Raw genomic sequence first — 14,155 nt, 5'->3', positions numbered from 1 at the left:
CTCGCCTCGAGGAGGCCGCCCGTGATCTACGCCGAACTCGCCGCCGCCTCGAACTTCTCGTTCCTGCGCGGCGCCTCGCACCCGGCCGACCTCGTCGCCCGCGCCGCCGCCCTCGGCCTCGCCGGCCTTGGCCTTGCCGACCGCAACACCGTTGCCGGCGTCGTCCGCGCCCATGCGGCGCTCGGCGTGCTGAAGCGGCGCTACCGCGAGGCGACCGGCGCGGAGCTCGGCTTCCGCCTCGTCGTCGGCGCCCGCCTCGCCTTCACCGACGGCACCCCCGATATCCTCGCCTATCCGGAGAACCGCGCCGGCTGGGGCCGGCTCTGCCGGCTGCTCACCACCGGCAACCTGCGCGGCGCCAAGGGCGAATGCCCGCTCGTGCTGGACGATCTCCTCGCCCACACCGGCGACCTCTTGCTGATCGCCATGCCGGCCACGGGCGCGGCCGCCGGCCTGGCCGGCGCGGTTTCGCCCGCCGTGGCGGGCGCCGAGGCGGCCGCGCTCACGCGTCTCGCCGAGGCGGCGCCCGGCGCGCTCTGGCTCGGCGCCACCATGCTGCGCCGCGGCGCCGACCGCCGCCGCCTCGCCGAGCGACGTCGCCTCGCCGAACGGCTCGGCGTACCGCTGCTCGCCGTCAACGACGTACTCTACCACGACCCCGCGCAGCGCCCGCTGCAGGACGTCATCACCTGCATCCGCGAGGGCCTGAAGCTGGAGAGCGCCGGCCGGCGGCTGGAGGAGAACGCCGAGCGCCACCTGAAGCCGCCGGGCGAGATGGCCCGGCTGTTTTCCGACGCCCCCGAGGCGGTGGCCGAGACCACCAACCTCCTCGCCCGCATCGACTTTTCCCTCTCCGAACTCCGCTACGACTATCCCGACGAGCCGGTGCCGCCCGGCCGCACGCCGCAGCAGCACCTCGCCGACCTCGCCTGGCGCCGCGCGGTGCTGCGCTATCCCGGCGGCATCCCGGCGAAGGTCGAGCAGTTGCTCGTCAGCGAACTCGCCCTGATCGAGGAGCTCGACTACGCCCGCTACTTCCTCACCATCCACGACATCGTCCGCTTCGCCGAAAGCCGCGGCATCCTCTGCCAGGGGCGCGGCTCGGCGGCGAATTCCGTCGTCTGCTTCCTGCTCGGCATCACCAACGTCGATCCCGAGGAGATCGACGTGCTGTTCGCCCGCTTCATCTCCAAGGAGCGCCAGGAACCGCCCGACATCGACGTCGATTTCGAGCACGAGCGCCGCGAGGAGGTGATCCAGCACATCTACGAACGCTACGGCCGCCACCGCGCCGGCATCGCCGCCACCGTGATCTGCTACCGCCCGCGCAGCGCGATCCGCGAGGTTGGCAAGGTGCTCGGCCTCAGCGAGGACGTCACCGCCGCCATCGCCGGCACCGCCTGGGGCTGGGGCGAGAAGATCCCCGACGCCCACGTCGCCCAGGCCGGCTTCGATCCGCATAACCCGGAAATCGCCCGCGCCATCCGCCTCGCCGGCCGGCTGATCGGCTTCCCGCGCCACCTCTCCCAGCACGTCGGTGGCTTCATCCTCACCCGCGACCGCCTCGACGAGACGGTGCCGATCGGCAACGCCGCCATGGAGGGTCGCACCTTCATCGAATGGGACCGCGACGACATCGACGAACTCGGCCTGCTCAAGGTCGACGTGCTGGCGCTCGGCATGCTGACCTGCATCCGCAAGGCGCTGGACCTCCTGCGCGACCACGTCGGCATCGAGCACGACCTCGCCTCGATCGCGGCCGGCGACCCGGTCGTCTACGACATGCTGTGCGAGGGCGACAGCATCGGCATCTTCCAGGTCGAGAGCCGCGCCCAGATCAACATGCTGCCGCGGCTGAGGCCGCGCGAGTTCTACGATCTCGTCATCCAGGTGGCGATCGTCCGTCCCGGCCCGATCCAGGGCGACATGGTGCACCCCTACCTGCGCCGCCGGCAGGGGCGCGAGCGGATCGAGTTCCCGGCGCCCGCGCCCGAGCACGGGCCGGCCGACGAGCTGCACCAGGTGCTCGGCAAGACCAAGGGCGTGCCGCTGTTTCAGGAGCAGGCGATGCGGCTCGCCATGGTGGCGGCGAAGTTCACGCCGGAGGAGGCGAACGCCCTGCGCCGCGCCATGGCCACCTTCCGCAACGTCGGCGGCATCGGCGCCTTCGAGGCGAAGATGGTGGACCGCATGGTGGCGCGCGGCTATGCGCCGGATTTCGCCCGCCGCTGCTTCGAGCAGATCAAGGGCTTCGGCAGCTACGGCTTCCCCGAAAGCCACGCCGCCGCTTTCGCCCACCTCGTCTACGTCTCGGCCTGGCTGAAGTGCCACCACCCGGCCGTCTTCGCCTGCGCGCTGCTCAACGCCCAGCCGATGGGTTTCTACGCCCCGGCGCAGATCGTGCGCGACGCCGGCGAGCACGGCGTGCCGCTGCGGGCGATCGACGTCAACCACAGCCGCTGGGACAACACGCTGGAGCCGCGCCGCGCCGCCGACGGCCCGGCCGGGGCGTCCGGCGCGCGCGGCTGGCGCACGGCGGGGACACGCGGCCCGGCGCTCCGCCTCGGCCTGCGCCAGATCGACGGCTTCCGCGAGGTCTGGGCCGAGGTGCTGGCGAGCCGGCGCGGCGCCGGCTACCCCGACCTCGAGACCCTCGCCCGGCGCACCGCGCTGCCGCGGGCGGCGCTGGAAAAGCTCGCCGATGCCGATGCCTGCCGCTCGCTCGGCCTTTCGCGGCGCGAGGCGCTGTGGGCGGTGCGCCGGCTGCCGGATGATGCGCCGCTGCCGCTGTTCGCCGCCGCCGACGCCGCGGAACTTGCGCCCGAGCCCGACGCGGCGCTGCCGGCGATGCCGCTGGCGCAGGAGGTCGTCGCCGACTACCAGACCGTGCGGCTGTCGCTGAAGGCGCACCCGATGGCCTTCCTGCGCGCCGACTACGGCCGCGAGGGCCTCGCGAGCTGCGCCGCCGTCGCGGCCCTCGCCGACGGCCGCGCCGCGCGCACCGCCGGCGTCGTGCTGGTGCGCCAGCGCCCGGGCAACGGCACCGTCGTCTTCATGACGATCGAGGACGAGACCGGCGTCTGCAACGTGGTGATCTGGGCGCGCATGCTGGAGCGCTACCGCCGCGTCGTGATGGGCGCCCGGCTGATCGAGATCCGCGGCCGCATCCAGCGCAGCCCGGAGAACATCGTCCACCTCGTCGCCGACGACCTCGTCGACCGCACCCATGACCTGCAGCGCCTGTCGGAAGAGGACAAGCCGCGCTTCCAGCTGTCGCGCGCCGACGAGTTCCTGCACCCGCAGCACTCGCGCGCTTCCAGCCACCCGCGCCACGTCCGCGTCATCCCCAAATCGCGGGATTTTCATTGAGCCGGCCGCGCCGCCCCGGTCCCTCTTCGCCCCGGTCCCTCTCGCCCCGGTGTCTGTCGCCCCGGCCCCTCTTCGCTCGCGCCCTCTTCGCCTTGCCCCTCTTCGCCCCGTTGTGCCGCGCCCGCGGGCGCGCTTCAGTAGGGAAGCCCCCTGCCCGACCTTTCCAGCAAAGCGAGCCCGTCATGACCCGGCCGATCCTCCGCCCGGCGGACCTTCCCCTCATCACCCAGGCGCACGGCGACGCCTTCGAAGCCCGCTTCGCCGCGATCGCCGCGCCGCTCGGCGCCCGCCGCCTCGGCGCGCGCTATGTCGAGATCCCGCCCGGCCGCAAAGGCTGGCCGCACCACTGCCACCACGCCAACGACGAGCTTTTTGTCATCCTCGGCGGCAGCGGCACGCTGCGCTACGGCGAGGAGACCCACGCCGTCGCCGCCGGCGACGTCGTCGTCTGCCCGGCCGGCGGCCCCGAGACGGCGCACCAGTTGATCGCCGGCCCCACCGAAGCGCTGCGCTACCTTGCCGTCAGCTCCATGCACGACCCGGATGTGATGCAATATCCCGACAGCGGCAAGGTCACCGTCTTCGCCGGCGCCGCCCCCGGCGGCGACAAGACGGCCCGGCGCGTCAGCCTCACGCTGCGGGCGGCGGATGCGGTCGATTATTGGGACGGCGAGGGGTGACGAGCAGGGAGCAGGGAGCAGGGAGCAGGGAGCAGGGAGCAGGGAGCAGGGAGCAGGGAGCAGGGAGCAGGGAGCAGGGAGCAGGGAGCAGGGAGCAGGGAGCAGGGAGCAGGGAGCAGGGAGCAGGGAGCAGGGAGCAGGGAGCAGGGAGCAGGGTAAGGCCAGCGGCAACACAGATGACAAGTGCATGCATCATGCAATCTTGAAAAGATTTCTGAGTTCCCTGGTGGTGCCACTCACTGGCCGATTTGGCGCACAGACCTCGGAATCAGGACATTGGCCCGCCAACGCCCCGGCTTTTCCCTCGCCCTTCGAGACGGTCGCTCCGCGACCTCCTCAGGGTGAGGGAAAAGGACGAATTCAGGGTGAGGGAAAGGACGGACTTCAGAGCAGAAACCGATCAAGCGACTGACAATAAGGGCGAAAACTCCCGAAGGCCTCATCCTGAGGAGGCCCGAAGGGCCGTCTCGAAGGGCGAGGCCGGGCGCGCCGGCCTCGCCACAAATGCTGAACCAGGCGGCCCCTGCACGCCCCGTCCGAAGGCCCCCCTCACGCCGCCTTCAGCGCCGTCTCCACCAGCGTCGCCCAGTAGGACGCGCCATAGGGCAGCGCGGCGTCGTCGAAGTCGTAGGCGGGGTGGTGCAGGTTGGCGCTGTCGCCGTTGCCGATCAGGATGAAGGCGCCGGGGCGGCGCTCCAGCATGTAGGAAAAATCCTCGGCGCCCATCATCGGCGGCACCGCTTCGTCGACCTTGTCGTCGCCGGCGACGCGGCGCGCGATCGCCGCCGTCAGCGCGGTCTCGGCCCCGTGGTTGACGGTCACCGGATAGCCGCGGCGATAGGACACCTCGGCGGCAACGCCGTGCGCCGCGGCGATGCCGGCGATGATCGCCTTCAACCGCGCCTCGACGGCGTCGCGCACGGCGGGATCGAGCGTGCGCACGGTGCCGCGCAGTTCCGCCACCTGCGGCAGCACGTTGTCGACCTCGCCGGCGTGGAAACAGGTCACCGAGACCACCGCCGACTGCAGCGGGTCGACGTTGCGCGACGCGATCTGCTGCAGCGCCTGCACGATGGCGGCCCCCGCCAGCACCGGGTCGACGCCGGCGTGCGGCTCGGCGGCGTGGCTGCCGCGGCCCTCGATGCGGATGCCGATGACGTCGGCGGCGGCCATGATCGGCCCGGAGCGCATGCCGAAGCGGCCGACCGGCATGCCCGGATGGTTGTGCATGCCGTAGACCTCGTCGATCGGGAAGCGCTCGAACAGGCCGTCGTCGATCATCGCCTTGGCGCCCGCGCCGCCCTCTTCCGCCGGCTGGAAGATGAACACGGCGGTGCCGTCGAAATTGCGCGTCTCGGCGAGATATTCCGCCGCGCCGAGCAGCATGGTGGTGTGGCCGTCGTGGCCGCAGGCGTGCATCTTGCCGGGCACCGTGGAGGACCATTCCGCCCCGGTCGCCTCGCGGATCGGCAGCGCGTCCATGTCGGCGCGCATGCCGACCGAGCGCCCGCCCGGGCCGCGCCGGCCGTGCAGCACGCCGACGACGCCGGTCTGGCCGACCCCCGTCACCACCTCGTCGAGACCGAAGCTCCGGAGCTTTTCCGCCACCGTCGCCGCGGTGCGGTGGACGTCGTACTGGAGTTCCGGATGACGGTGGAAATCGCGGCGCCAGAGGGTGTGCTCGGCGGCGGCGGCGGCAATGCGGTTGACGATCGGCATGACGGCTTTCCTGCGGTGGGATGACCGACCCTAGAGCATGATGCAGCGCGAAGAAACCCGTCTGCCGCACGCGTGCGGCGCACTGCGAAAGACGTCGTTCACCGGCGCCAGACCGGTCTTCGCCGCGCCGGCGCCACAGTCGCCCTGTCAGGTGATCCGGTGCCTCGTGCTCTCGCTTGGGACGGCGCTCGGACGGTCGTGCGCGGCGGAAGTCCATCCCCGGCTCAAGCCGACGTGATCGTCGCCTCCGGTCCGCCGTGCCGTTCCGGGGCGACGAATCGGGCGCAGTCCGGCACTCTCCCCCCGCCGCCCCGATGCGAATGACCGACAGGACCCGCCCATGACCGCCTCCCCCTTCGGGCTCGCCGCCCTTGCCGTTCTCGCCGCCGCCACTCTGGCCGGCTGCGTCGCCAGCAGTTCGCCGCCGCCGACCGGGCGGCCGAGCTTCTATCAGGACCTCGCCTCGCCGACGGCGCGGGTCGATGCGCAGAAGGCGGCGCAGATGATCACGGAATACCGGGCGCGTGCCGGGGTCGGGCCGCTGCGCGTCGATCCGGAACTGTCGCGCATCGCCGCGACCTACGCGCGCCAGATGGCCGACGCCGACAAGCTGAGCCACAGCCTCCCGCCCTTCGGCAACCTCAACAAGCGCCTCAACGACGCCGGCTATCGCGGCCAGGCCGCCGGCGAGAACATCGCCTCGGGCTACCGGACGCTGGCGGAGGCCTTCTCCGGCTGGCGCGATTCGCCGCCGCACGACCGCGGCATGAAGGACCCGGAGATGACGGTGATGGGCATCGGCACCGCCTACAACCCGAACTCGAAGTACAAGGTCTACTGGAGCGTGATCTTCGCCCGGCCGTATGACACCGGCACCCTGGCCGCCGCGATGCCGGGCGTGACGCCCGGACAATAGGCAGCGGAGGGCGGCGCGCGGCGGACCGCCGCCCGGCGCGCCGGGATCGGCGGCGCGCGGCCCGGGCGCGGGCGGTGAACGGAATGACCGATGCTCGGCAGAAACCGCCGGCGTCTGCACGAATGATAGCCGGATGACGGAATTGTGCAGCGCACAATCCATTTGATTTGTGCGCATGCGAAGGTCATGATGGCGCCGAATTCGCCACATCCCTTCATCCGTCCGGTCCCGAGCCCGCGGCATGTTGACCCGCCCGACCAGCCATCAGGACTTCGACCGGCGCTTCCGCTTCGCGCTGCCGGCGTGGTTCAACATGGGCACGGACGTGATCGACCGCTGGGCGGCGGTGGAGCCCGACCGGCCCGCGCTGATCATCCACCGCGAGGACGGCTCGCCGCGCTTTGCCACCTACGGCTACCTCTCCGCCCGCTCCAACCGCCTCGCCAACGCGCTGAAAGCCGCCGGCATCCAGCCGGGTGACCGCATCGGCATCCTGCTGCCGCAGTCGGCGGAGGCGCTGATCGCCCATGTCGCGGCCTACAAGCTCGGCGCCATCGCCGTGCCGCTGGCGATCCTGTTCGGCAGCGACGCCCTCTCCTACCGCCTGCGCGACGCCGGTGTCGCCGCCCTGGTGACCACGGTCGCCGGCGCCGAGACGGTGGCGCCGCTGCGCACCGACCTGCCCGACCTCCGCCTCGTTCTCACCGTCGGCGGCCCCGGCCCCGGCGCCGGTACGGTGGCGTTCGCCGACGCCATCGCCCGCGCCTCCGACGCCTTCGACCCCGAAGAGACGCGCCCGGACGATGCGGCGCTGATGATCTACACCTCCGGCACCACCGGCCCGCCGAAGGGCGCGCTGCACGGCCACCGCGTGCTGCTCGGCCACATGCCGGGCATCCAGCTCGCGCAGGAAGGCCTGCCGCGGCCGGGCGACGTGATGTGGACCCCCTCCGACTGGGCCTGGGCCGGCGGCCTGCTCAATGCGCTGCTGCCGGCGCTCTACGTCGGCGTGCCGGTGGTCGCCTTCCGCTTCGAGAAGTTCGATCCCGAGCGCGCGGTGGCGCTGATGATCCGCCACCGCGTCACCAACGCCTTCCTGCCGCCGACGGCGCTGAAGATGATCCGCGGCGCCGGCGAGACGGTGGCGGGCGCCGCCCGGCTGCATCTGCGCGCCATCGGCTCGGCCGGCGAGCGGCTCGGCCGCGAGACCTGCCTCTGGGCGCAGGAGGCGTTCGGCGTTCCGGTCAACGAGTTCTACGGCCAGACCGAGTGCAACGCCGTCATCGGCTCCTCCGCCGGCCTCGGCGTCACGCGGCCGGGCGCGATCGGCAAGCCGATCCCCGGCCACGACGTCGTGCTGCTGAAGCCGGACGGCAGCGTTGCCGCCCCCGGCGAGGCCGGGGAGATCGCGATTTCCCGGCCCGACCCGGTGATGTTCCTCGGCTACTGGAACCAGCCGGAAGCGACGGCGGCGAAGTTCCGCGGCGACCACCTGCTCACCGGCGACCAGGGCATCGCCGACGAGGACGGCTACATCAGCTTCGTCGGCCGCGACGACGACCTGATCACCTCGGCCGGCTATCGCATCGGCCCGGGCGAGATCGAGGATTGCCTCGGCGCCCATCCGGCGGTCGCTTTCGCCGCCGTGGTCGGCAAGCCCGACCCGGTGCGCACCCAGATCGTCAAGGCCTTCGTGGTGCTGAAGCCGGGCGTCGAGCCCGACGCGGCGCTCGCCGACGCGATCAAGGCCTTCGTGCGCGGCCGGCTGTCGGCCCATGAATACCCGCGCGAGATCGCCTTCGTCGACGAGATCCCGCTCACCACCACCGGCAAGGTGATCCGCCGCGCCTTCCGCGACAAGGTTGCGGCCGAAGCCGCCGGAAACTAGCCGCCGACTCCCCCTGGGCCGGGCACGGCGATCGTATGCATCGCATACGTATCGGCCGAAAAATTGAGCACCCCCCGAACACCTCCCGTTAAGATTGAAGTCCCTATCGTCGGTCCGACTCGCACTGCAACGCGACTTCCCGGGACGTCATCGATGACCATCGCCTTCTCCCGCCGGGCCGCCGACGTCTTCGGCCGGCTCTCGCTGCGCGTCCGCCTGGCGCTCACCTGCGCCGTCTGGCTCGCCGGCCTCGCCGCCGTCACCCTGTTCGCCTGGTCGGGGCTCGAGCAGATCGGCCGCGCCGCGGCCGCCACCGACCGGGCGGCCGTGCTGGGCGAGACGGTGCTCGACCTCCGCGCCCGGGTGAACGGCCTCGTCGCCGAGGAGCGCGCCTTCCTCGGCCTGCCCTCGGCCGCGGGCGCGGCCCGCATCAGCAGCGGCGTCGCCGAAGTCGGCGCCATCGCCGCCGCCATCGTCGACGACGTCGCAGCGATCGGCGCGGACAAGGCCGAGGCCGAGGCCATCGTCGTCTCGCTCGCCACCGTCGCCCGCCACTTCGAAGCGCTGTCGGCCCTGCAGGGCGAGATCGGCTACGCCGCCGACGCCGGCCTCGCCGGGGCGCTGCAGGCGGCCGGCACCGATCTCGGCAGCCTGATCGCGAAGCTCTCGAAGAGCGGCATGAACGAAGCCACCGTCCGCATCGTGCAGGGCAACGCCCAGCTCGGCCTCGCCCGGGCCGAGTTCCAACTCACCGGCAACGACACCGCCCGCGGCGGCGTCGATGCCGCCGCCGGGCGGCTGCAGCGCTACATCGACCGCGCCGAGATCGCCGACGCCGACAAGGCGGAGCTGACGACGCGGCTCGCCGCCTTCACCGCCGCCTTCGACGCCTGGGCGACAGCCATCGTGCGCCGCGCCCCGATCGCCGACCAGCTGGCGCTCGAGTTCGACCTCGTCCCCGGCATGACCGCGGCGATCCTCGAAGACGTGGCGCGGGTGCGCGGCGACGCCCGGGAAACCGCGGCGGAAACGGAATCCCGCACGCTGCGGCTGCTGCTGATCGGCGCCGCCGTCACCGCGCTCGCCGGCCTCGCGCTCAGCCTCGCCATCGGCCGCGGCATCACCGGCCCGCTGGCCCGGCTGCGCACCGTGATGGTCGACCTCGCCGCCGGCGGCCTGCCCGAAGTGCCCGACACGGCGCGCCGCGACGAGGCCGGCGCCATGGCGCGCGCCGTCGCCGTCTTCCGCGACACCGCCCTGGAACGGCGCCGCCTCGGCGAGGACGCCGCCCGCGACGCCGCCGCCCGCGCGGCGCGTCAGCACCGGATCGACGCCCTGATCGACGGCTTCCGCCGCGAGGTCGCCGACGCGCTCGCCTCGGTCGCCGCGCGGATGGACGCGATGCGCGGCACCGCCGACGACCTGATCCGCGTCGCCGAGAACACCGCGGGCCGCGCCGCCGCCGCCGCCGGAGCCTCGGCCGAGACGACGGCCGGGGTGCAGACCGTCGCCACCGCCGCCGAAGAACTCGCCGCCTCGATCGGCGCCATCGCCGACCAGGTCGCGCGCACCAACGACGTCGTCGCCCGCGGCACCCAGAGCGCCGAAACCAGCAACACGACGATCGGCACCCTCGCCGAAGCCGTCGGCCGCATCGGCGAGGTGGTGACGCTGATCTCCGACATCGCGGCGCAGACCAACCTGCTCGCCCTCAACGCCACCATCGAGGCGGCGCGGGCCGGCGAGGCCGGCCGCGGCTTTGCCGTCGTCGCGACGGAAGTGAAGTCGCTGGCCGGCCAGACCGCGCGGGCCACCGCCGAGATCGCCCAGCAGATCGGCGCCATCCAGGCCTCGACCCGCGGCGCGGTGACCGCGACGCACGAGATCACGGCCCTGATGGGCGAGGTCGCCGGCTTCACCGCGGCGATCGCCGCCGCCGTCGAGCAGCAGGGCGCCGCGACCGGCGAGATCAGCGCCACCGTCGCCCGCGTCACCGGCGGCGTCGTCCGGGTCGACGAGAGCGTCGCCGGGGTCAACGCCGCCACCGACGCGACGCGCGCCTCGGCCGGCGAAGTGTCCGGCTCGGCCCGCGACGCCGCCACCACCGCCGCCACCCTGCAGCGCATGATCGACGGCTTCCTCGGCGAGGTCGCCGCGGCCTGAGCGACTGATTCCAGAAGACGGCGCCGGGCCGCCGGCGCGCCGCGGCCCGGCAGGCACCCGCCTCAGCCGGCGCCGCCGCTGGCGATGCCGCGGCCGAGCACGCCGCCGAGCATGTCGTAGAGGTCGCGCGGCGCGAACGGCTTGCGCAGCGCGGCGCGGAAGCGGCGGTCGGCGGGCAGCCGGTCGATGCCGGTGACGGCGACCATCGGCGGCAACTGCGCGCCGAAGGCCCGGACCAGCCGGTCGGCGACGTCGGCGCCGGTCTCGCCGACCAGCGACCAGTCGATCAGCACCACGTCGGGCATCCGCCGCGCCGCGACGATCTCGGCCTCCGCGGCCGAGCGGGCGGTGACCACCTCGAAGCCGAAGCTCGCGAGCAGCGCCGTCGTCAGCGACAGCGACACCGCGCTGTCGTCGACCACCAGTGCGAGACGGCCGGAATAGGGTGCGCCGCGGGCCGGCACCGAGAGGCCGTCGAGCGCGAGGCCGGGGGCCGGCGTGCCGGGCACCAGCGGCGGGTTGCGCGTCGTCGCCGGCGGCACCGCGACGACGAGCGGCGCGGTCTCCAGCACCGCCCGGGTGCCGGGCTTGCCGTCGAGGATGCGGATCCCGGCACCGAGTTCCGCGGCGATCCGCGCCGAGATCCAGAGGCCGATGCCGGCGCCCTCGAGCGGCGGCCGGTCGGCCGGCCGCGCCGCGAACGGGGCGAGCCGCGCGGCTTCCGCCGGCCCCGGCCCGTCGTCGGCGACCTCGAACCACAGCGTGCCTGCCGCCGGACCGCGCCGCAGCGACAGCCGCACCGGGCTCGCCGCGGCGTGCTTCAGCGCGTTCTGGATGAAATTGGTCAGGATCTGCGCGATGCGTCGCTCGTCGGAGACGACGAGGTCGGGCACGTCCGCCGCCACCTCGACGCTGATCCGCGCGTGCTTAAGCCGGGCGAGCGGCGCATAGAGCTCCGCCGTGCGGCGGACGAGGCCGGCCGGCGAGAACGCGGCGTCGTGGGTTCGAAACCGGCCGGCGGAAAGGCTCGCCGCGTCGACGAGGTCGTCAGCGATGCCGAGCGCCTGGGCGCCGGCGATGCGGACGAGTTCGGCGAGGCGTCGCTCCTCCGGCCGCTCGCCGAGCCGGTCGACCAGCATGTCGGCGAAGGCGAGCAGCGCGCCGAGCGGCCCGCGCAGCTCGTGCCCGACGATCGCGGTCGGGTCCGGCGTCGCGGGCGCAGCGCCGCCGCCGGCCACGGTCGGCGCCGGGCGGGTCGCGCCGGTCTCGGTCAGGTCGGGACGGACGACATCATCCACGCGAAGGATCCATCGGCTTTGGTGGCCGCAAGCCGGGGCGGCGGGCACGGCAATGGTGAGCTTCCGGCGATCGCCGCCACGCTGCCGCCAGAGGTCGGTCGGCCGATTCTCGCACCCGCCCGGTTAAGTCCGGCTTAAGCGCGCGGTCATCCCGGGCCGACCGCGGCTCCCGGCGGCGATGTCCGGCCCCGATCGCGGCATCTGGAAATTGTCCGCCGCCTCGATTATAGCAACGAGGCGTTCCCCTGCGGCGTCGGCCGTGCGGGTCCGGACCCGTGCGGGTGTGGTGGAATTGGTAGACGCGCCGGACTCAAAATCCGGTTCCGCAAGGAGTGTCGGTTCGACCCCGACCACCCGCACCATTTTTTCGGAGCCGTCCGAGGTTTCTCGGTTCGAGTGCGCGTCGGCCGGTGTTGAAAACCAAGCGGTCCAGGCATTCTGATTGACCGGGAATTCCGTCCTGCAGGCGGTAACGGCCGGCCTCGACGTCGAGCGACCCGTGCCGGCCTCTGCGGCGGGGCGTCCGGGCGATCGTGGTCGCTCGCGGCTTCTCGTCAGCGCTCGGCTCGGCGTTCCGCAGCATCGAATTCGGCCCGCGACGCTTCGATCTCCTGCCAGGTATCCCGGATCCAGTCGGTAAATCCGGCCAGCGGCTTCAGCATGGATTTCCCCCGGTCCGTCAGCTCGTATTCAACCCGTGGCGGCAGTTCAGGGTAGTCGTGGCGGGCGACGAGGCCATCCCTCTCGAGATTTCGAAGGGTCAGGGTCAGCATACGCTGCGAGATATCAGGAATGCCTCTCCGGATCGCCCCGAAGCGCATCCGTCGTCCCGGCGACGTCCGTTGGATCGCGCGTGAACCCTCGAGACAGGCGAAATGCGCATCTCGCTGCGGCAGGGTAGATCGTTTCGGCGAGCAGGCGCGCGGCTTCGGCGCGGCCTGATGCTCTCGAAGACACGCCTGCCGGCGTATCACTTGCTCACCTCGACGACGCTTGCGTGCCTGTGAGCCGCAGGGCGGGCGGGCCTTCCCCGCCGCTCAGCGCGGCGGCGCGGCCTGGGTGGTTCCAGCCTCAACCGCCGGGCCGGGCATGCGGCCGTCGCCGGCGCGTGTGCCAAGGCCGCCCGACGCGGAGCGGGCACGCTGCGCGTCGCGCTTCGGCGGCGCGTTGAACAGACGGGCATATTCGCGTGTGAACTGCGACACGCTCTCGTAGCCGACCTCATAGGCGGCGCTGCTCGCCGAGACCCCCTCCTCCAGCATCAGCCGGCGCGCCTCGATCAGCCGCAGCCGTTTCTGGTACTGCCCGGGCGACAACGACAGCAGGCGCCTGAAATGCGTGTGGAACGTCGACAGGCCCATGCCGGCCTCGGCGGCGAGGCGCTCGACCGAGATCCGCGTGCGGAACTCGGTGCGCAGGATGGCGATCGCCGCGGCGAGCCGGTTCGCCTGGCTGGCGGGATCGCAGAGCACGCCGAGGTCGGCGCCGTGCGGCCCGCGAAGCAGCCAGTAGTGCAGCTCGAGCATGATGCCGGGCCGAAGCAGAGCAATGGCGGCCGGCCGGTCGCAGAGCCCGACGAGACGCATGACGCAGTCGAGCGCCGCCGCCTCGGCATCGTCGGCAAAAAGCGGCGGCGCACGGCCCTCCGTCCGGGCCGGCGCGAGATAGGTCGCGGCTTCCGCCAGCATCGCCATCTCGAGTTCAACCGCGACGGCGAGATAGGGCTGCTCCGGGCTCGCCCGCTCGATATGCGTGACGACCGGCATGTCGACACTGACGATCGCCGAATGCCCGACCGTGATCGTGCGGTTCTCGAGCCCGATCGTCATGCGCTTGGCGCCCTGCAGCACAAAGACGACCAAGGGCCGCAACACCGCATAGTGCCGCCCCTGCGGGGCCTCGACGCATTTGAGCTTGAGGCCCGGCACCGGCGTCAGGGCGAGGCCGTCATGGTTGCGATGCCGGAGCGCATAGTTCCGGACCGCCTGCTTCAGCTTTTCCACGCGCCGCCTCCCTCTCACGGACAGTTTATCGCCCCCGCTGCCGAAGTCACCTGGGGCTGAAGAATCGGGCAAGTTTTCTGCAGTTGCGGGCAAGTCGCCCGGCACGACCCGGGCCTATG

General features: G+C 72.5%; 9 protein-coding genes and 1 tRNA gene. 6 read left to right on the top strand and 4 right to left on the bottom strand.

Annotated elements, in window-relative coordinates:
- Positions 1-21: 21 nt before the first annotated feature.
- Together I5731_RS09320 and I5731_RS09315 are read left to right on the top strand one after the other, a co-directional pair.
- The gene (locus I5731_RS09320) at positions 22-3,369 is read left to right on the top strand and encodes an error-prone DNA polymerase (protein WP_197311070.1); all 3,348 of its coding nucleotides are present in this window, start codon (positions 22-24) and stop codon (positions 3,367-3,369) included.
- A gap of 182 nt (positions 3,370-3,551) precedes the next feature.
- Positions 3,552-4,049, top strand: a complete 498-nt coding sequence (locus I5731_RS09315; RefSeq protein WP_197311069.1) for a cupin domain-containing protein — start codon at positions 3,552-3,554, stop codon at positions 4,047-4,049.
- Between the two features lie 549 nt (positions 4,050-4,598).
- On the opposite strand, the gene I5731_RS09310 is transcribed toward I5731_RS09315, so the two are convergent.
- A complete protein-coding gene (locus I5731_RS09310; protein WP_197311068.1) occupies positions 4,599-5,768 on the bottom strand; it encodes a M20 aminoacylase family protein in 1,170 nt (389 codons plus the stop codon).
- 340 nt (positions 5,769-6,108) lie between these two features.
- Here I5731_RS09310 and I5731_RS09305 point away from each other — a divergent pair, with 340 nt between their 5' ends.
- The 3 genes from I5731_RS09305 (at position 6,109) to I5731_RS20015 (ending at position 10,735) form a co-directional block, all read left to right on the top strand.
- Positions 6,109-6,684, top strand: coding sequence for a CAP domain-containing protein (locus I5731_RS09305; protein WP_197311067.1), 576 nt, complete (start codon positions 6,109-6,111; stop codon positions 6,682-6,684).
- A gap of 241 nt (positions 6,685-6,925) precedes the next feature.
- Positions 6,926-8,572 carry an AMP-binding protein gene (locus I5731_RS09300; protein ID WP_197311066.1) on the top strand — a complete coding sequence of 549 codons (1,647 nt, stop codon included), beginning with the start codon at positions 6,926-6,928 and terminating at the stop codon, positions 8,570-8,572.
- Between the two features lie 153 nt (positions 8,573-8,725).
- The gene (locus tag I5731_RS20015; RefSeq protein WP_197311065.1) at positions 8,726-10,735 is read left to right on the top strand and encodes a methyl-accepting chemotaxis protein; all 2,010 of its coding nucleotides are present in this window, start codon (positions 8,726-8,728) and stop codon (positions 10,733-10,735) included.
- A 62-nt stretch (positions 10,736-10,797) separates the two neighbouring features.
- Here I5731_RS20015 and I5731_RS09290 read toward each other — a convergent pair whose 3' ends face one another.
- Positions 10,798-12,033 (bottom strand): hybrid sensor histidine kinase/response regulator, encoded by a 1,236-nt coding sequence (locus I5731_RS09290; protein WP_197311064.1) that lies wholly within the window; start codon positions 12,031-12,033, stop codon positions 10,798-10,800.
- Positions 12,034-12,310: 277 nt separating this feature from the next.
- On the opposite strand from I5731_RS09290, the gene I5731_RS09285 reads away from it, so the two are divergent.
- A tRNA-Leu gene (locus tag I5731_RS09285) sits at positions 12,311-12,395 on the top strand.
- A 192-nt stretch (positions 12,396-12,587) separates the two neighbouring features.
- Here the strand turns inward: I5731_RS09285 and I5731_RS09280 are convergent.
- On the bottom strand, positions 12,588-12,854 hold the full coding sequence (locus I5731_RS09280) for a winged helix-turn-helix transcriptional regulator (RefSeq protein ID WP_197311063.1): 267 nt from the start codon (positions 12,852-12,854) through the stop codon (positions 12,588-12,590).
- Positions 12,855-13,070: 216 nt separating this feature from the next.
- Positions 13,071-14,036, bottom strand: a complete 966-nt coding sequence (locus tag I5731_RS09275) for an AraC family transcriptional regulator (protein ID WP_197311062.1) — start codon at positions 14,034-14,036, stop codon at positions 13,071-13,073.
- Between the last annotated feature and the right edge of the window lie 119 nt (positions 14,037-14,155).

It is taken from the genome of Methylobrevis albus (assembly GCF_015904235.1).
Taxonomy (GTDB): Bacteria; Pseudomonadota; Alphaproteobacteria; order Rhizobiales; family Pleomorphomonadaceae; genus Methylobrevis_A; species Methylobrevis_A albus.
This window is presented reverse-complemented; position numbering and strand designations above follow the sequence as displayed.

Bases quoted from the DNA above. Each gene is read 5' to 3' on its own strand.
- I5731_RS09305 (WP_197311067.1), top strand. From the start codon at position 6,109: ATGACCGCCTCCCCCTTCGGGCTCGCCGCCCTTGCCGTTCTCGCCGCC.
- I5731_RS20015 (WP_197311065.1), top strand. From the start codon at position 8,726: ATGACCATCGCCTTCTCCCGCCGGGCCGCCGACGTCTTCGGCCGGCTC.
- I5731_RS09315 (WP_197311069.1), top strand. From the start codon at position 3,552: ATGACCCGGCCGATCCTCCGCCCGGCGGACCTTCCCCTCATCACCCAG.
- I5731_RS09280 (WP_197311063.1), bottom strand. From the start codon at position 12,854: ATGCGCTTCGGGGCGATCCGGAGAGGCATTCCTGATATCTCGCAGCGT.
- I5731_RS09310 (WP_197311068.1), bottom strand. From the start codon at position 5,768: ATGCCGATCGTCAACCGCATTGCCGCCGCCGCCGCCGAGCACACCCTC.
- I5731_RS09300 (WP_197311066.1), top strand. From the start codon at position 6,926: ATGTTGACCCGCCCGACCAGCCATCAGGACTTCGACCGGCGCTTCCGC.